Origin of the sequence: Pedobacter terrae (assembly GCF_900100705.1) — a bacterium.
Classification (GTDB): domain Bacteria; phylum Bacteroidota; class Bacteroidia; order Sphingobacteriales; family Sphingobacteriaceae; genus Pedobacter; species Pedobacter terrae.
This window is the reverse complement of the sequence record NZ_FNCH01000009.1, coordinates 50,823-69,009: the sequence shown is the minus strand read 5'-3', so window position 1 is coordinate 69,009 and position 18,187 is coordinate 50,823. Positions and strand designations below refer to the sequence as shown.

Annotated in this window: 15 protein-coding genes; 3 read left to right on the top strand and 12 right to left on the bottom strand. The window is 37.1% G+C overall.

Annotation, left to right across the window (positions count from 1 at the left end):
- Positions 1-29 precede the first annotated feature (29 nt).
- The 6 genes from BLR60_RS12840 to BLR60_RS12815 all read right to left on the bottom strand — a co-directional run bounded on the left by BLR60_RS12840 (position 30) and on the right by BLR60_RS12815 (position 6,935).
- Positions 30-1,175 (bottom strand): PAS domain-containing sensor histidine kinase, encoded by a 1,146-nt coding sequence (locus tag BLR60_RS12840; protein WP_090500428.1) that lies wholly within the window; start codon positions 1,173-1,175, stop codon positions 30-32.
- Between the two features lie 597 nt (positions 1,176-1,772).
- A complete protein-coding gene (locus tag BLR60_RS12835; RefSeq protein ID WP_090500426.1) occupies positions 1,773-1,970 on the bottom strand; it encodes a hypothetical protein in 198 nt (65 codons plus the stop codon).
- Between the two features lie 422 nt (positions 1,971-2,392).
- Positions 2,393-2,689, bottom strand: a complete 297-nt coding sequence (locus BLR60_RS12830) for a Dabb family protein (RefSeq protein WP_090500424.1) — start codon at positions 2,687-2,689, stop codon at positions 2,393-2,395.
- A 48-nt stretch (positions 2,690-2,737) separates the two neighbouring features.
- On the bottom strand, positions 2,738-5,434 hold the full coding sequence (gene ligD, locus BLR60_RS12825; protein WP_090500422.1) for a DNA ligase D: 2,697 nt from the start codon (positions 5,432-5,434) through the stop codon (positions 2,738-2,740).
- Positions 5,435-5,445: 11 nt separating this feature from the next.
- Positions 5,446-5,619 (bottom strand): DUF3606 domain-containing protein, encoded by a 174-nt coding sequence (locus BLR60_RS12820; protein WP_090500701.1) that lies wholly within the window; start codon positions 5,617-5,619, stop codon positions 5,446-5,448.
- Positions 5,620-5,723: 104 nt separating this feature from the next.
- On the bottom strand, positions 5,724-6,935 hold the full coding sequence (locus tag BLR60_RS12815) for a glycosyltransferase family 87 protein (RefSeq protein WP_090500420.1): 1,212 nt from the start codon (positions 6,933-6,935) through the stop codon (positions 5,724-5,726).
- Between the two features lie 285 nt (positions 6,936-7,220).
- On the opposite strand from BLR60_RS12815, the gene BLR60_RS12810 reads away from it, so the two are divergent.
- Positions 7,221-7,442 carry a DUF3606 domain-containing protein gene (locus BLR60_RS12810; RefSeq protein ID WP_090500418.1) on the top strand — a complete coding sequence of 74 codons (222 nt, stop codon included), beginning with the start codon at positions 7,221-7,223 and terminating at the stop codon, positions 7,440-7,442.
- 7 nt (positions 7,443-7,449) lie between these two features.
- A complete protein-coding gene (locus BLR60_RS12805) occupies positions 7,450-7,647 on the top strand; it encodes a hypothetical protein (protein ID WP_090500416.1) in 198 nt (65 codons plus the stop codon).
- Between the two features lies 1 nt (position 7,648).
- Here the strand turns inward: BLR60_RS12805 and BLR60_RS12800 are convergent, their stop codons facing one another.
- The 6 genes from BLR60_RS12800 to BLR60_RS12775 all read right to left on the bottom strand — a co-directional run bounded on the left by BLR60_RS12800 (position 7,649) and on the right by BLR60_RS12775 (position 16,876).
- Positions 7,649-8,785, bottom strand: coding sequence for a serine hydrolase domain-containing protein (locus tag BLR60_RS12800; RefSeq protein WP_090500414.1), 1,137 nt, complete (start codon positions 8,783-8,785; stop codon positions 7,649-7,651).
- Between the two features lie 181 nt (positions 8,786-8,966).
- The gene (locus tag BLR60_RS12795; RefSeq protein WP_244155655.1) at positions 8,967-9,428 is read right to left on the bottom strand and encodes a VOC family protein; all 462 of its coding nucleotides are present in this window, start codon (positions 9,426-9,428) and stop codon (positions 8,967-8,969) included.
- Between the two features lie 494 nt (positions 9,429-9,922).
- Positions 9,923-10,753, bottom strand: coding sequence for an aldo/keto reductase (locus BLR60_RS12790; protein WP_090500412.1), 831 nt, complete (start codon positions 10,751-10,753; stop codon positions 9,923-9,925).
- A gap of 419 nt (positions 10,754-11,172) precedes the next feature.
- Entirely contained in the window at positions 11,173-12,606 is a 1,434-nt protein-coding gene (locus tag BLR60_RS12785; RefSeq protein ID WP_090500410.1) for a TolC family protein, read from the bottom strand.
- Positions 12,599-15,769, bottom strand: a complete 3,171-nt coding sequence (locus BLR60_RS12780; RefSeq protein ID WP_090500408.1) for an efflux RND transporter permease subunit — start codon at positions 15,767-15,769, stop codon at positions 12,599-12,601. The genes BLR60_RS12785 and BLR60_RS12780 overlap by 8 nt, the downstream gene beginning before the upstream one ends.
- Before the next feature lie 24 nt (positions 15,770-15,793).
- Positions 15,794-16,876 (bottom strand): efflux RND transporter periplasmic adaptor subunit, encoded by a 1,083-nt coding sequence (locus tag BLR60_RS12775; RefSeq protein ID WP_090500405.1) that lies wholly within the window; start codon positions 16,874-16,876, stop codon positions 15,794-15,796.
- 729 nt (positions 16,877-17,605) lie between these two features.
- Here BLR60_RS12775 and BLR60_RS12765 point away from each other — a divergent pair.
- Positions 17,606-18,160, top strand: a complete 555-nt coding sequence (locus BLR60_RS12765) for a hypothetical protein (protein WP_090500402.1) — start codon at positions 17,606-17,608, stop codon at positions 18,158-18,160.
- Positions 18,161-18,187 lie beyond the last annotated feature (27 nt).

The following is an 18,187-nucleotide window of genomic DNA, read 5'->3' as shown; positions in this document are numbered from 1 at the left end:
ATTGTGTTTTTTATTTGAATATTATTAGGCTATGAAGCAAGCGGCATACTGAAATGAAAAGTAGAACCTACCCCATAATCGCTGTCTGCCCAAATTTTACCTTTATGCAAATTTATAATCTCGGCACTGAGGTATAAACCTATTCCAAAACCTGAAATGGTTTTAGTTTGCAAGCTTTCTACCCGATAAAAACGGTCAAAAAGTTTTCCCAGGTCATGCGGTTCTATACCAATGCCCTGATCGTTTACTGAAACATGTACTTCATTGTCTTTAATTACAGATTGCACCAAAATTTTGCTATCCAGATCTGAATATTTTACAGCATTGCTGATCAGATTTGAAACGACAGAACCAATTTTATCTTTATCAGCATAAATCGATTTAACAGTATTTGAATCAAAACTGATCTGATTGGTTGGATAAATCAATCTTAAATCTTCTACCACATCCAGAATTACTTTATCAACATCAAAATGCGACAGGTTCAATTGGATTTCTCCTGATTCTAAACGAGATACATTTAAAAAGGAACTGATTAATGTACTCATTTTTCTGATCTGCTTTTGTACTTTAGCCAGTGTGTTTACTACAAAAAGATCTGTTAAATCCTTGCTTTGCATTAATTGTATATAAGCACTAATGGAAGTTAAAGGCGTTTTCAGTTCATGGCTCACCATACTGATAAAATCATTTTTTTGCTGCTCTTCTTTTATGCTGATTAAAATCTGTTCCTGATCCAGTGCTTCACGTTGTAATTCAGTTTCTTTAATGGCATCTTTAGCTTTTACCATATCGGTAACATCGCTTGCGGTATGCAGAATACAGTAAGGTATCCCTGATTCATCCTTAATTGGACGGTATTCGTAAGTATAATAAGCCGTCTGTAACTTACCATCCCTCATCGTTTCAGCTGGAACGGCGTCTCCCTTATCTGTAACACCTGTTAGCAATACATTTTTTAATATGTCGATAAAGGGCTGCCCTTTTAATTCAGGCACTGCGTCTTCGAGGGGTTTGCCGATAATAGATCGGTCTTTACCCCAAAAATCAATCATGGCATCATTGGCCATTTCGATTACAATATGTTCTGAAGTGTATATGGCTGTAGCATCTTTTGATAAGAAAAGAACTTCTAAAAGCTGATCATTACTTAAAACCTTTGAATAACTTTCCATATATACGGTAGAAATTAAAACTCGACTATACTGATATGCTGAATAAATCAAATTAACTATGTATCATACAAGTTAAACTTCATAAATGTTTGGCTAATCCGTTAATTTAATGATTTTGCTTACTCCAAATTATATTCGTTTGGTAGACACAACTAAAAATACTGCGAAGGCTACCTTTGTGCTACACACTTCAGGATGGAGCTATAAAAGATCTAAAATTGGGTGCTTCTGCACTTTATACTGGCAAGCGTAATGGAGAGTAGAACAATGCTGAAAATGCCATAATTTTTAAGGCTGATTCTGTTCAGTACCTTTACCAAATTAAACCTTTCAGCAGGATACGACTGGCGAAAATTCCCGCTCCTGGCAAATGTTTCAGATATTACCAATAAGCTGAACTACTTTGCGCACGAAAAATATCGCGTAAGTCTCATTGCGCCAAGCCAATTTGTGGCCGCATTTGTTTTATAGATTATCACTAGCGCTTATACAACTAAACGTAATCATCCAGAAACGTATTCAATCAAGTAAGCTTAGCTAATGACAATAAAATTTCAGCTGTAATGTGATCCAACCAATAGGTTGACCCCTTAAAAATCACATAATGATTAATATCGTACCTGATTTAGATAATTTAAAGTAATAATGATATTCACCACGACGCTCTATTTTTTCAATCTCACATACTTTTCCAGACTTACCATATTCATCAGATAAAAAATCACCAATTTTAATTTTGTCTAATTGGTTTATATCAAGAGCGGCTCTTTTAATCAATGTAGCTTTTTTTTCCATAATGATCGCGTTTTAAGATATTTACGTATTCTAAAACGCATTGGTTTTACCAGACTACAAATTACTTACAAACAGACGCTTAAACAGATATAAAAGAAAGTTTAGTTAACATTAAAAATAAAATAATAATACTAAAATGTAATGGAAAGTATTTTATTAAAAGCGCATTGTTACTGTATCAAGCGCTAAATTTGCATCATTAGGTGAGATTATGAAATAAATATACCAAAGTGAAGAACTCACTAAAAGAAATTAATTGGTATTGTATTCAACTTAAGGATCTATTAAAAATAGTAACATTTTCTTCCAGCTCATAGTTAATTAATGAACAGAGACAATTAGTTTGCTTCGATTGAATTTCCCAGCATATTCTGAAAGCATTAGATAAAAAAAATGCCTCCGGTTTATCGAAGGCATTTTTTTTAGGCTGCGTCGTAAATGACAACCTTTTCAAAGTAAGTTCTAAATTCATCTAAAAAAGCTTTATGCAATGGATGAACCTGATAAACATCATGTGCGGGCAAATCATCAAATAATAAAAGCAGACTAAAGGTGTAAGTGGTATCTACAACAGCACGCTCAATTGGTGCAGGCTTACCGATATGAAAGGTTTTAACAACTTCAATATTTTCTAATGTTAGTAAGCTATTGCGAAAAGCAACTTTCTGCTCCTCGGTGGTATCGGCTTTTAGCCAGAATAAAACGTGGTGTGCTATCATTTTTATTTTTTTGCCAAATATAAGGAAAGCATTAAAGAAGCTGGAAACTTATCCAAAAACACTTTTAGCTTTATCTACAGCTTTCATTAAATCTATCCCTTTACCCAGTACTCCTTTAAACAGATCGCCTTCAACTTTTAGCCGATCGATGGCATTAAAAATGTTAAAATCTTTCATTTTTAAACCTGGTTTAACCTCATCCCAATGTAATGGCATTGAGACTGTAGCACCAATTTTCGGACGCAAAGAATAAGGTCCGGCTATAGTTGCCCCTGGCCTGTTCTGTAAAAAATCGAGATACATTTTTCCTTTTCGGGCACTGATCATCCGCTCAAGAGAAGTATATCCTGGTATTTGATTATGCACCAGATTAACCACTATTTTAGCAAACATCTGGCTTTGCTCGTAACTATATTTAGCATTTAACGGAATATAAATATGTATTCCGGTTGAACCGGATGTTTTACAATAACTGGGAACATCGATGGCATCTAAAACCTTTTTAGTTTCCAGTGCAGTTTCCACTACCTGATCGAAAGATTGTTTATCAGGGTCTAAATCAATTACGCAATAATCGGGATGATCGGGGCTTTGTACCCGGCTAAACCAGGGATTCATTTCGATACAGCCTAAACTGGCCATCCATAGCAAAGCAGCTTCGTCTGTTCCAACAAGATATTCCTTTTTTTCACCTTCTCCATTTTCGTAAGGAAAAGTTTTGGCCCAGTCCGGCGCTTTTCCTTTTACATCTTTTTGGTAGAAACTAGCGCCATGTATGCCACCGGGAAAACGGTTAAGCGATTGCGGACGATCTTTAAGGTAAGGCAAAATATATTCAGCAACCTGATAATAGTAGTTAAACATATCTCTTTTAGTTACCTTATCTTCGGGCCAGTATATTTTGCTCAGGTTGGTAAATTTAAGCTCATGGCCTTTAATTTTCCGTACCTGCGTTTCGTCTTTCGGATTTAACAACGTTTTGGGCAATTTGCCTTCTGGTGCTTTAATTGCTTTTGCATGTGGGTTTTGCTTTTCAGTATCCTCAACCACTTCTTGTGTTGATACTTCTACCTCTCTTACCACTTCTTTAGCTTTTTTATCTTCGCGCATGCCCTTAAAAGATGGATGACGAAACACACCATCATCAGTTACCTCAGTAAAAGAAACTTCACATACCAATTCTGGTTTTAACCAGGTGGCTTTTGCATTTGGTGGATTAGGCCTGAAGCGTGAAGGTTTATTTACATCGGGTATGCTTTCGAAAGGACTCTTATCTACAATAATCGGCTTAAACTGCTCCATCATTGTTTTTTGGAGCTTATCTGAAAATCCTGTACCTACCTTGCCTACATACTGTAACTTTCCTTTTTCATAAACGCCAAGAAGTAAAGAACTGAAAGCTTTCGCTGTATCGGCATTTTTGGTGAAGCCTGCAATAACAACCTCCTGGCGCTTATGCACCTTAATTTTAAGCCACTCCTTGGATCTATAGTTTGCACTATAGGTGCTATCTACTTTTTTTGCAATAATCCCCTCCAGGCCCATTCTTTCGGCTGCATCAAAAAAATCGACACCACTGGCTTTAAAAACTTTACCTAAACGCACCCGATCATCAGTTGTGGGCAAAATCTCATTTAGTATGGCCTGGCGCTGGTTTAGCGGCAGCTCCATCAGGTTCTTGCCTTCGTACCAAAGAATATCGAACACATAAAAAATAAGTTCGCCATCTGCTTCGCTTCTCCAATTCTGGAGTGAACCAAAATTAGAGATGCCTTTTTCATTTAATACCAAAATCTCGCCATCAAACACCGCATTTATCTTCCAATCCGAAAGCAGATCGTATATGGGATAAAATTTTTCGTTAAAAGATTTATTATTTCTTGATAATAAATCAACCTTTCCCTTATTCAGAAATGCCAGGGCACGGTAACCGTCCCATTTTACCTCATACTGCCAATCAGGATCATCAAAAGGTTCGTTAACAAGTGTAGCCAGCATTGGTTTTATGCCCTTGGGAATAGCCGATTTTGGTGCTTTTTTGAGTATACTTTTTATATCTACCGTTACTTCATCGCCTACTGGCTTGATTTCCTTTTTTGTTTTTTGCTTCGGACTTTTTTTTTCAGGTTTTAAATCCTGCTCCTTCCCCGCTTTCCAAACCTTATCGGATGTTTCTTCCATCTTTTCGATTGTTTTACCAGAAAGTACAGATTTATCTTCTTTGGTAATATCTTTTATTGAAGCATGATCATCTTTATGTTTAATTAACAGCCAGCCGTTTTCGCCCATTCCATTTGTTTTAACGAGGGCAAATTCGCCTTGAAGTTTTTCTCCATGGAGTTTAATTTTTAAAGACCCATCTTTTAACTGGCTTAATAAATGTTTCTCCTGCGCCTTCTTGCCTTTAATGGTCTCTATTGGTTCATAGGTACCTTCATCCCAAACAATAACGGTTCCACCACCGTACTCTCCCTGTGGTATAATGCCTTCAAAATCTTTATAATCGTATGGATGGTCTTCTACCATCATGGCCAGGCGTTTAATTTTGGGATCGGTTGATGGACCTTTTGGCACAGCCCAGCTCTTTAAAACACCTTCCATTTCGAGTCTGAAATCGTAGTGTAACCTCGAAGCATCATGTTTTTGAATTACAAAATGTAATTTATTCTTATCGCTGCTTTTGCCCGACTTCGGTTCGGCAGTTTTCGAGAAATCGCGTTTAGAAACATACTTTTTCAGACTCATAAATTAATATTTTATTTTTTTAAATAATCTTCCACTGCGCTGGCAGATGTGCCAACCGTGTCTACTGCGGCTTTCAGTTTTTCTTTGCTCACACCAAATTTGGCAGACCAATAATCCAGCTCATAACCTTCATTAATGTTGATCCTCGTACGATCAGCACTACCTGTTTTTTGTTTATCATCCATAACTTTTTTGATTAGATAGTGATAAAACAGCCCCATAACAAAAAAGGTTTTAACATCTGTTTTTACAAACAGACATTAAAACCTAAAAAATAAACATTAAAAATTTAATCTATTAGCGCAGTAACCATTTCTGGTTCTCTCTCTTCTGCAAAGGAATATCTATTATTGGCTGCATTATAAATAACCCTTAACCACACCATGAAATAAGGAAAACTAATGATCGCTAAAAACAACGGATGTGATTTGGCAAAGACCGGAAATAATAATAAAGGGAAATTGCATGTAATCACCAACAGAATAGGTAATACTATCTTCTTCATCAATTCATTCTTTTCTTTCACATACCATACACCTACCCCAATAATCGAAATGATAAAAGTACAATCTTCGGCCCCTGTGCTAAATAATATTGGAAAAATCATTACCGATGAGAGCATCATTAACTGGAAACTTCTTTTTTTGAAACGCGATATGTTTATAAAAGGCAAAATAAACAATACGGCGCCCAGGCTCAAGAATAGAAAATTCGGTATTCTTTTTGCATTTAAAATTTCCCTAAAGAAACCCATAATGGAAATATCGATACCCCCTCCCAATACGTTAACCATGTTTTTATTGATCAATGAGTTTTTCCAGTCTACATAACTGTGAATGACATAATGAGGAGAAGCGATAAGCATAGGCAGCAAGAATATTACCGCCAACCAAAAAACTAACCATAATATAAACGACTGCTTATTTTTAGAAAATAAGAAAAAGACCAGTCCAACGACGCCATATAATTTAATAAAGGTCCCCAATACAATACAAAGCGCAGACCATATTCCCTTATCTTTATGTAATAGTGTATAACTTAATACCATCAATGCGCCAGCGCCGGCATTAAACTGCTGGTTAAGCATAGATTCTATTAAACAGGGAATGGCAATATAACCTACAGCTATTTTTTGATCTTCCGTTAAGGGTAAGGTTTGTACGGCCTTAAAAAGCAGTAAACAATTGAACAAATTCCATAACAACAATCCTATCCAGTTATGAAAAATTGCAAATGGGGCGATTAATACGCTAAAAATCGGGCCATAATGATTGGCATCATCATGGTAAGCCGGATAATTTGCATAAAGTGAACGCTCATGGCGTAAATTTCTAAATGTATTTTCAAAAATCAGGTAATTATTATAACGGTTTGTGATCCAGGAATCGATGACAAAAACCAGGGTAATCAATACCCAGAGAAATAATACAAACCGATTATCCTGATAAAATTTTCGGTGCGGAGATAGATGTTGATCGGTTGTTATAAAATAACTTAGCATTTGTAAAAAATATATTACAATACAATTATAAAAATGTAATTTGATAAAACCTAATGTTTTAAATGAAATATTACGCTGCTGAGTGATAATGCGAAGTGAAAAAATCTATACAACTTCAATGCTGCATTTAATACAATCTGGGAGGACTAACTCCCCGAATATCCAAAATATAGTTTAATTGAAAGATCCAATTATTATTTTTTCTGAGAATTTACTGACAAATTCCAAAAACCAAAACGAGCATATGCTGTTTTATATATATAATTACTAACCAAAATTTATAAAATGGAATATCAACTAACTTCGATGAATTCGAGAAAAGAATTTGTCGATATTGCTGACGAGCAAGACCGCAACTATTGGGCCGCCAGATTGGGCATAAGCACTGAAAAACTTAAATCGGCAGTAAAAGCATTACACAGCATGGAGTTCTCCAAACTGAAGGAACATTTCATGATGGAAAAAGTTAAATCTGGAAGTACTTATCAACGCTTTGTAAACCAATAACAGAGAAATGAATTTTAAGAATGAAAGCAAACATGCGGTAACGGTTAATCAACCTATTACTGACTACAGCCATTTAATTGACCTGGCACCTGTTAAAAGTGTTTTGGATCAGAAAGTGAAGGGAAACGATTTAAGCCATCCAAAAGCAGGTTTCAGAACCTTAACCACCTTCTTTAACAAGAATGGTCTGTCTAACCTGCTATAGGTTATTTAATAAAAGACTGGTATAAACTATTTATTGCCGCGCGACTGAAATCGGGTAATCCATCGGTATAGGTTGCATTGATTCCATTGGCGATAATCACGAAACCAAACTTTTCTTTCGGATTGAAGAACATGGTACTGTGTAAACCGTAGGCTGAACCAGTATGCCCCTTCAACTTAACTCCTTGTATAAGTTGATCTGCAGTTCTAATGGCTAAACCATAGCCTTCATCAGCTGTTAAGGCCATTTGCATTTTTTCTGCACTTTTTTTTCTCATTATTTTCACACCATTTGAGGTGCCATAATTCATATGCATGATCATGTATTTAGCTAAATCATGAGCAGAAATTTTCATTCCGCCTGTAGGCGAAAAAACCGGCGTAGAATATCCCATCACGTAGTTGGCAATTTCTGTCCGTCTTGGTGCATAAGCGCTTGAAGCAAGTGTATAAGTTTTGGTATCATCATGATATTCGTACAGATTCACAAAGCGTGTACTATCTAAAGAATCGACACAGTAACCTCCATAGAGCCCCAAAGGTTTTAGGATATGGTTTTTGATATAGTTATCGAAACGTTCGCCAGATTTTTGCTCAATAATGGCACCAATAAGGTTAAAATTAAGATTACAGTAATCAAATTTGCTTCCCGGAGCGTAATCATTATAACATTTGGCCCAATTCGGGTTTTTATCAGGGTTAAGCACATCAAAATTTAAATAGCCCTGCGAATCATTTAAACCGGACGTATGGGATAAAGCCATTTTTAAAGTAATTTTCTGATCGGGAAATTTTGGATTCCTGATTTTAAAACCTACTAGATCTCCAAATTCATCATCGAGTGAAATTGTACCCGCCTCTACCAGCTGCATGATAGCTGTTGCTGAAAAAGATTTAGATATTGAGGCAATCCTAAAAATATCACTATTCGTTAAAGGCAATTTTTTATCTAAATCTTTTAAACCAAATGAGTGGTTATAAATGATCTGGCCATCTTTCACTATGGCTACTGAAGCACCAACAGCACTATATTTATCCATTACAGATTTAAAATCTGCTTCAGCTTTTTCATTTTGTGCTTTTGATGATGTAATCAGACCAACGATTAGGAAAAATGTATAAAAGTATTTAAATTTCATAGGTTTGTATGATATGGATAAATATATTTAATATGAGGTTATATTGTAAACCCTCAGTTTATGGATGTACTGATTTTAAATGTTCTAAAGATGTTTCGATACTTGGTGAAGTTCAGCATAGGCTAAGCATCGTGCGACAACTTAGAGGTGAAATTACGACTGATGCAACCTTTGCTAAAATTTACTTATCATCGTTTACTTCCAGCCAGTGTCCATCCGGATCTTTAAAATAAATCTGTTTTACGCCATCAACCCTGAGCGTAATCCCTTTTTCTCTTCCGGCCCAATCTTCGAAGCTTATATTTTTGGCGTTTAGTTTCTTTACAAAATCATCAACTGATGGAACGCTGAAACACAAGTGTCCGTTTTTATCAAAAGTTTCATTGCCTTTTGCACCTTGTATGAGATGCAGCTGTCCGGCCGGACCTAGAGTAAACCAGGTGTGGCGATTATCTTTAAAAGGTTCTGGAATTATCTTAAGGTTGAATACACCTTCGTAAAAAGCAGTTGCTTTGCCCAGATCGGATACATAAACAGCGATATGATTTAAAATAGCAGGTGTATTTTCTGTTTTATTTTGCGCCATGGTTTTAGGAGAGTTAATAGAAAATAGGATAGCAGCGGTTAGGATGATTTGTTTCATTTTTAAATATCACACTTAAATGCGAATAATGATAATTAAAATGCTTCCGTCATGGCTTATTTACAAATGCAATGGTTTATCTGTTCCAGCTGGTAACAGCTGACACCACGAGTAAAATTCGATGTTTTATATGTAAGTTGAAAACGATTCTTTGCTGCGCCATCAATAGCAGATCCTGTATATTATTGATAATAAGCAAAATATATTTATTAAATTTGCCAATCTGTCGTCAGCGCTCCGATGTATTCGAGAATTCTAAAATCTACCATTGACAGATGCCAATAAATGGTCGTCATCTCGCCCTGTAGTGCAGGCATTACGCTACCGATGAAAAATCGGTGAGCTTCAGTCGAAAGGCCGATACCATTCATGCAATTCCGCTGTCATTGATATTATTTTTATACCATAAATTATCCCTGCATAATTACAAGCTTTTAATAAAAAAGGTCTTAGCGAGACGCTAAGACCAGTAAAAAGAATGACACCATTTATACTTAATTTGCTAAACTTTCAAATTCTTCTTCAGTTAATTCAATCTCTGCAGCTTTTAAGTTTTCTTTTAAGTGTTCTACAGATTTTGTTCCAGGGATTAAAAGGATATTTGATGATCTTTTTAATAACCATGCTAAAGCAATCTGGGCAGTTGTAGCTTTATGTTTTTCGGCAATCGCTTGAATCTTATCCGCTAGTTTATGCGGACCGGAAGCTAAAGGGAACCACGGAATAAAGGCCAAACCTTGTTCTGCTGTAAAATCTAAAACACTCTCCCATTGTCTATTCCCAAGGTTGTATAAATTTTGAACAGAAACTACCGGAAGGATGTCCTGCACTTGTTTAATCTGGTCGATAGTGACTTCCGATAAACCTACATTTTTTATTTTACCTTCTTTTACGGCTTCTGCCACAGGTGCCAGGGTTTTGGCAACATCAACATTAGGATCAATGCGGTGCAGTTGCCATAAATCAATTGAATCTACTTTTAAACGCTGCAAACTTCCTTCAATATCTTGTTTAATTTTATCAGGTGCACCATTAGGTACCCAATTGTTAGGGCCTGGTCGGTCAAAACCGCCCTTAGTTGCAATAAAAAGATCTTTTTGAAAGGGTGATAAAGCATCTGCAATAAGCGATTCATTAAACTTTGGTCCGTAAGCCTCTGCAGTATCAATAAAATTAACGCCATTTGCAACTGCTTCGCGCAAAACGGTAATTGCATTTTCGCGGTCTTCTACTTCACCAAAAACACCGTTACCAGTTAACTGCATTGCGCCATAACCTAAACGGTTAACTTCTAATTCGCCAAATTTAAATGTTGTTTTTCCCATTTTATTTCAGATATGATGATAAATTCTAAGATTAATATAACCACATGCTGATGGCATTGTTTGCCAAACGAATTTTATGATAAATAAATGAGGAACTGCTTATCGGGTTAGATTTTTAGTGGTTTCAGATGGTAACATCCGACACCACGGATATTTGTCAGATGGTAACATCCGACACCATTTTTCCAGTAAATCGATGTCCTAGCGGGACGCTAAGGCTAGAATTGGGTTGGAATGACGATTTCTTGAGCGATATGATCTCTCTAATTTATATATCATTATATTGATTTTATACCATAAATTATTCCTGAGCAAGACAATAAAATAAAAAAAGGCTGCTCCGGATTTGGAACAGCCTTACAGACTATAAGGATTATTTAACTTTACTATGCTTCACGTTTTTTTATGCTTATTGCTGCCTATTTCCAGCCGCCACCAAGCGCCTGGTAAATATCTACAACAGCATTTAACTGCTGTTTTTTGGTGTCGATCAATTCTAATTTCGATTGTAAAGCATCACGTTGTGTCATCAATACCTCAAAATAATCTGCTCGCGCAGCTTTGAACAAATCGTTTGAAATGTCAATCGATTGTGTAAGCGCCGCAACCTGTTTTGATTTCAGATCGTAGCTTTTCTGCAGGTTGCTGATTTTCGACATCTGGTTGGCTACTTCAATATAACCATTTAGAATAGCTTTTTCATAGTCAAAAACGGCCTGTAATTGTTTTGCATTTGCAGAAGAGTATTCCGCCTTAATGGCATTTCTATTAATCAGCGGTCCGGCAAGATCTCCCGCCAGAGAGTAGATTAGCGATTCTGGTGTTCTCAATAAATAAGAAGGATTAAATGCCTGGTAACCAATTGCAGCAGAAATTCCTAATGACGGGTAAAACTGTGCCTTGGCAACTTTAACATCTAATTTAGCGGCTGCAAGCTCGTATTCTGCCTGTTTAATATCCGGACGATTAGCCAACAATTGGGCTGGTAACCCTGTGTGTACAGTTGCGGGTACCAGATCGGTAAAGCTAGATTTATCTCTGATAATAGGCTGAGGGAAACGGCCTAGCAGAAAATTAATTTTATTCTCGTTTTCAACAATATCCTGCTGAATATCGAATTCCAAACTTTTTGAGCTTAATACCTCTGCTTCAAATTTACGTACGGCGAGTTCGTTAACCCTTGTAGCCTGTTTCTGGATTTTCATTAACTCCAGCGCATTGCTTTGGAGTTCGATGTTTTTTTTCACTGTTTCCAGCTGGTTATCAGATGCCAATAACTCATAATATGAATTTGCGACTTCAGCAATTAAATTAGTGATTACAAAATTCTTACCTTCTACCGTTGACAGGTAGTGGTTAATGGCTGCTTTTTTAGAATTGCGCAGTTTATGCCAGATATCTGCTTCCCAATTGGCCTGTAGACCAAAATGATAATCAGGCAATACTTCAGGAACACCTTTGCCCGGTGTAATTTCTGTAGAAGCATCACCTGCACCTGAACTGGTATAACGGCCAACTTTATCTAACCCTGCCCCAATGCCATAGGTTACATTAGGCAAAAGATCACCTTTTCTGGCCTTTATTTCGTTTTTTGCTATTTCAATATCCTGAAGCGTGATATTCAGTTCCTGGTTATTCTTCAGCGCGGTATCGATCAGGTTGATCAGGTTAGGATCGGTAAAAAAGCTGCGCCACTGTATACTGGCAGAACTTACCGTATCCTGCGAGCCATTAAAGCTCACAGGTGTATTTTTATTTTCGGCTCGTTGGGCTACTTCTGGCAGCTTACAGGCAGTATATGTTGCGCATATAAGCACTAAACCAAGGCCTTTATAAATATTATTCTTAAACATTATCTTCTACTTCTTCAGTTAATGGATGTTCTTCTTCAATTTTGATCAGCTTGTGTTTTGCTGCTATTGATCCGAATATGTAATACAATCCAGGGATTACAACTACTCCGAAAATGGTTCCGAAAAGCATGCCGCCTGCAGCTGCAGATCCGATGGTGCGGTTACCGATTTTACCTGGTCCACTTGCAATCATTAATGGGATCAAACCTGCAATAAAGGCAAAAGAGGTCATTAAAATCGGACGGAAACGTACACTTGCACCTTCCATTGCCGCTTTTAGTACCGTTGCCCCCTGAGCCTGCCGTTGTGCGGCAAATTCCACAATCAGCACCGCATTTTTACCCAATAACCCGATCAACATTACCATGGCCACCTGTGCATAAATGTTGTTTTCCAGTCCCAATAATTTGAGGAAGAGGAATGCACCAAAAATACCTGCCGGTAAAGAGAGGATTACCGAAAGTGGTAAAATGAAACTTTCATATTGTGCTGCTAAAACAAGGTACACGAAACCTAAACAGATCAGGAAAATGTAAATGGCCTCGTTGCCTCTTGATACTTCATCTTTAGAAATACCCGCCCAATCGATACCAAATCCCCTTGGCAAAGTTTTCTTAGCTACTTCGGTAATGGCTTTAATGGCCTCACCTGAACTATAACCTGGAGCAGATTGTCCACTGATCTCTGAAGCATTATACATGTTGTGTCTGGTAATTTCAGATAAACCATACACTTTACGCATTTTAATGAAGGCTGAGAAAGGCACCATCTCATCGCGGTCGTTTTTAACCGACAGTTTTAAGATATCTTCCGGCAAAGCCCTGTATTGAGGCAATGCCTGCACGATTACTTTATACTGGTGGTCATATTTAATAAAACTGGTTTCGTAATTACTACCTACAAAGGTGGATAGTGTGTTCATCGCATTATCAATGCTCACGCCTTTTTGTTGCGCAATATCATTGTCAACATCTAACATATATTGAGGGAAACTCGCACTGTAAAAAGTAAATACTGATGAAAGTTCTTTACGTTTATTCAGCTCTTTTACAAAATCGTTGGCAACGGTTTCCATTTTTTTGTAATCGCCGCTACCCGCTTTATCCAGTAAACGAAGCTCGAAACCTCCCGCAGCACCATAACCGGGGACAGCTGGCGGCTGGAAAAATTCGATAGTTGCACCTGGAATAGATTTCGATTTCTCTTCAAGTTCTTCAATAATTTCTACTGCCGAATGTTTGCGATCGCTCCAATCTTTCAGGTTAATTAAGCAGGTACCCGAGTTCGATCCTGTACCTTCAGTAAGAATCTCATATCCTGCCAAGGATGAAACTGACTTTACGCCATCAATATCTTCGCACATTTTCTGCAGTTTCTCTGCGATCTGGTCGGTACGTTCTAATGTAGATCCCGGCGGCGTTTGGATAATGGCATACACCATCCCCTGATCTTCATTCGGGATAAAACCTGATGGTACACTTCCACTTAATCCCCAGATACCTAAACAAAACACCACCAGAATACCAAAGGTTAATATTCTGCGACTTACTACCTTGGTTAATACCAATTCGTATTTACCAGAAAGTTTGGCAAAACCATTGTTGAAACCATCCAGAAAACGGTCTATTATTGTTTTCTTTTTGGTTGAGCCGTGATTGTTCTTCAACATAATGGCGCACAACGCTGGCGTAAGTGTTAAGGCCACAATACCCGAAAGGATAATTGCCGTTGCCATGGTAATGGAGAACTGACGGTAGAAAATACCTACTGGCCCCGACATAAAAGCTACCGGAATAAATACCGATGCCATTAAAAAGGTAATGGCAATGATAGCGCCTCCAATCTCTTTCATGGCCTGCTGTGTAGCTTTGAGTACCGAAAGGTGCCTGTCGTGCTCCATCTTGGCATGCACCGCCTCAATTACCACAATGGCATCATCTACTACCACACCAATGGCGAGTACCAGTGCAAATAAGGTAATTAAGTTGAGCGTAATGCCGAAGAACTGCATAAACACAAAGGTTCCGATTAAGGATACGGGTACAGCAATAGCTGGAATAAGTGTTGAGCGCCAGTCGCCAAGAAACAGGAATACCACTAGACCTACCAAAATAAAAGCTTCGACAAGGGTGTGGATTACTTTTTCAATTGAAGCATCAAGGAATTTCGAAACATCGTAACTTACTTCATAATCTAATCCTTTAGGAAATGAAGCCGATTTGATCTCAGCCATTTTAGCCTTAACATCTTTGATAACCTGACTGGCGTTACTGCCGTAAGATTGTTTTAAAACGATCGCAGCAGATGCTTTACCATTTAAGGTAGAGTATAAATTGTAAGCAGAAGCACTAAAATCTACATCGGCGATATCTTTTAATCGAAGCAATTCTCCGTTTGGAGTTGCCCTTACCACGATATTTTCGTAGCCTTCTTTGGTACTAAAACGACCTGAATATTTTAACACATATTCAAAAGCCTGCGAACGCCTACCCGAACTCTCTCCTGTTTTACCTGGAGAGGCTTCCAAACTCTGTTCATCAAGCGACTTCATGACGTCATCTACAGAAATTTTATAAGCCTGCATACGGTCTGGTTTTAACCAGATCCGCATGGCATAATCCCTATCTCCCAAAATATCGGCAAAACCTACACCATCAACCCTTTTTAACTCCGAAAGCAAGTTGATATCGGCATAGTTGTACAGGAAGTTTTGATTCATTTTAGGGTCTTTACTGTACAAGTTGATATACATCAACATGTTCGACTCTTCACGTGTAATTTTAACCCCTTCGCGAACCACTAAAGGCGGAAGTTTATTGGTAACGGCCGCTACACGGTTCTGTACGTTAAGCGAGGCCTGATTGGGATCGGTACCCAGGTTAAATACTACCTGGATTGATGCTTCACCATCGTTACCTGCATCAGAAGCAATATATTTCATTCCCGGTACACCGTTAAGTGCACGCTCTAGCGGAATAACCACCGATTTAATCAACAATTCGTTGTTTGCCCCGGGATACTCTGCCGTAATATTTACTTTAGGAGGTGAAATAGACGGAAACTGTGTAACAGGTAAATAGCTAATGGCTAACACCCCCAAAAACACAATAACCAGCGATATTACGATAGAAAGGACTGGCCTTTGTATGAATTTACTAAACATAAATTAAGTATAGAGGGGTTTAGATTATTCTGTTTTCAATCTCAATTGTTTCAACACTTCCTGAGGTTGCTGGAATTTAAAGGCAATTTTATCATCATCCTTAACTTTCTGCACGCCTTCAAGCAAAATCTTATCATCAACAGAAATGCCATCACCCACGATGTATAAATCAGGAAGATCACCAGCAATGGTAATTACTCTCGAGTGGACTTTATTATTTTTATCAACCACAAAGACATAGGTTTTGTCTTGTATATCGTATGTGGCCTTTTGCGGAATAATGATGGCATTTTTTAAAGGAACAACCATATGTACCTTACCTGTTTCACCGTTTCGAAGTAAGTTATCGCTATTATTAAATCTTGCCCTGAAAGCGATGTTTCCGGTTTCGTTATCAAACTCACTTTCGATAACTTCTACTTTACCTTTTGCCTTTAGAAATTCGCCATTCGCTAGTAATAAGCTTACTTCCTGCTGGCTTTTTGCTTTGGCAGCACTCTGATAGTTTAAATATTCAGGTTCTGATACATTAAAATAAGCAAAGACCTGACTGTTATCTGAAAGACTGGTTAATAAAGCACCTTCATCAACCAAACTTCCTAATTTTAAAGGAATACGATCGATGGTACCATCAAAAGGTGCCCTGATTTCGGTGTTAGAAAGGTGGAATTTAGCCAAAGAGGTTTCGGCATTTGCCGATTGCAGTTTAGCTTTGGCCATAGCCAGTTCATTTTTAGAAACAATATTTTTATCTGAAAGTAATTTGGTGTTTTCCAATTCAATTTGAGCAGATTTGGTTTCGGCCTGTGCCTTTAACAATTCAGATTGTGCCGCTTTAGGCATAATCTTAAACAAAAGCTGTCCTGCTTTTACGTGTTGACCTTCATCTACGTAAATATTTTGGAGATAACCCTTTTCCTGGGCCCTAACTTCAATGTTGCGGACAGATTTAATCTGCGAAACATATTCTTTGGTAAAGGAAGTGTCCATTTTTAACGGTGTGGTTACCGCATAAGTAGCTACTTCTTCTTTTTCTTCTTTCTTCGAGGTGCAACCTGTTACGTAAAGGAAAGTACACAAGCCTAAGCATATGAGAACTCTTTTCATTTTTTTTGGAATGGTTTTAATCTGATTTATTTTTTTCTCTAATTAGTTTCCTTCGGTAGCCAAATTTATAATGAAAAGTGATCTACAACCGGTTTATAGATACTTGTTGATTTCAATAAATTATGGTTACACAATGATTTAATTCGAAAGCGAAATAAATACAGTTTTATGAAGTTATAATGAAGTTGAACTTCAGGTTTCCATTCTGAAAATCATGATTCACTACGTAAAGAGGTGATTTATAATTACTAATAACATATTTAGAAAACTTTTTTTACTAGGAAAGCATTTAATGATTCGTTTTAGATGAAGAAATCAGCATTTTTCCTATAAAAACGCTAGTGTTTGTTGTAATTGAATATTTCCGGTATATTGAAGAAAAAGGTTTTATGATTGTTAAGCTACAGATCGGATTTATGATGAGTTTATTTTGGCTTACACGCTGGCTTGAAAACCAGCGCGTAAGCGGAGAACTTTTGTGGAGCCGGGCCTATAAAACCTCATCATGTTCCATTAAAAAATCTCCTGTTTTAATTCCGCTTTATAGCATTTCTGCCTTTAACAAGCCAGTGTTGGCAAATTTGAAAAATTGTAGTTAAAACATTACGGCCAGCATATCTTGAAAAATAATCACTTCATAATAAAACACTTATCAATAAACATTGTATTATTTTAAACTATAATTATACTGCACCATAGTCAAGCATTAACTTTGCAAAAAACAACATAATGAACAGTAACCAATCAAAAGCGCTAGAACTTGTTGTAGGCATCATAAAAGATACCATTGGCGATATTAAAATTGAAAAAACTTCTGCAAACACCGTTATCCTAAAAGACGGTAATGCCACTATACAGTTAACACAAGAGGAAGGTGAAAGTGCAGATAAGGAAACGGTTGTAATCCTGGACCCGAAAGACATTATTTACAGCGAAGACCTTCTTCCGGAGCTAAATGACCTTACTTCGGTTACGGTAATTATAAACGGTTTAGATATAGAAACACAACTTGTTTTTCAAACGGTAAGAGATTATTTTGATCAGATCAGCAACAGTTACGAATTTTTGAAAATCTTTGAAAAAGACGTGATCAGAATAAAAAGCGGATTTAAATTTGGAAGTCATGCTTTTGTACTCAATGTACTGAATGAAAAAGACCAGATTTCTATCAGTGCAGAATTTGCCGCATCATTTGATGCAGGGGTTAGAAAAACAGTTGAAACAGATATTATCAAAGTCCAAAAAGCCATTAATAAAATGGTTAAAGAAGACGGAGCAATTTAATTGTCCGCTTTTTTTAAATAAAATTAA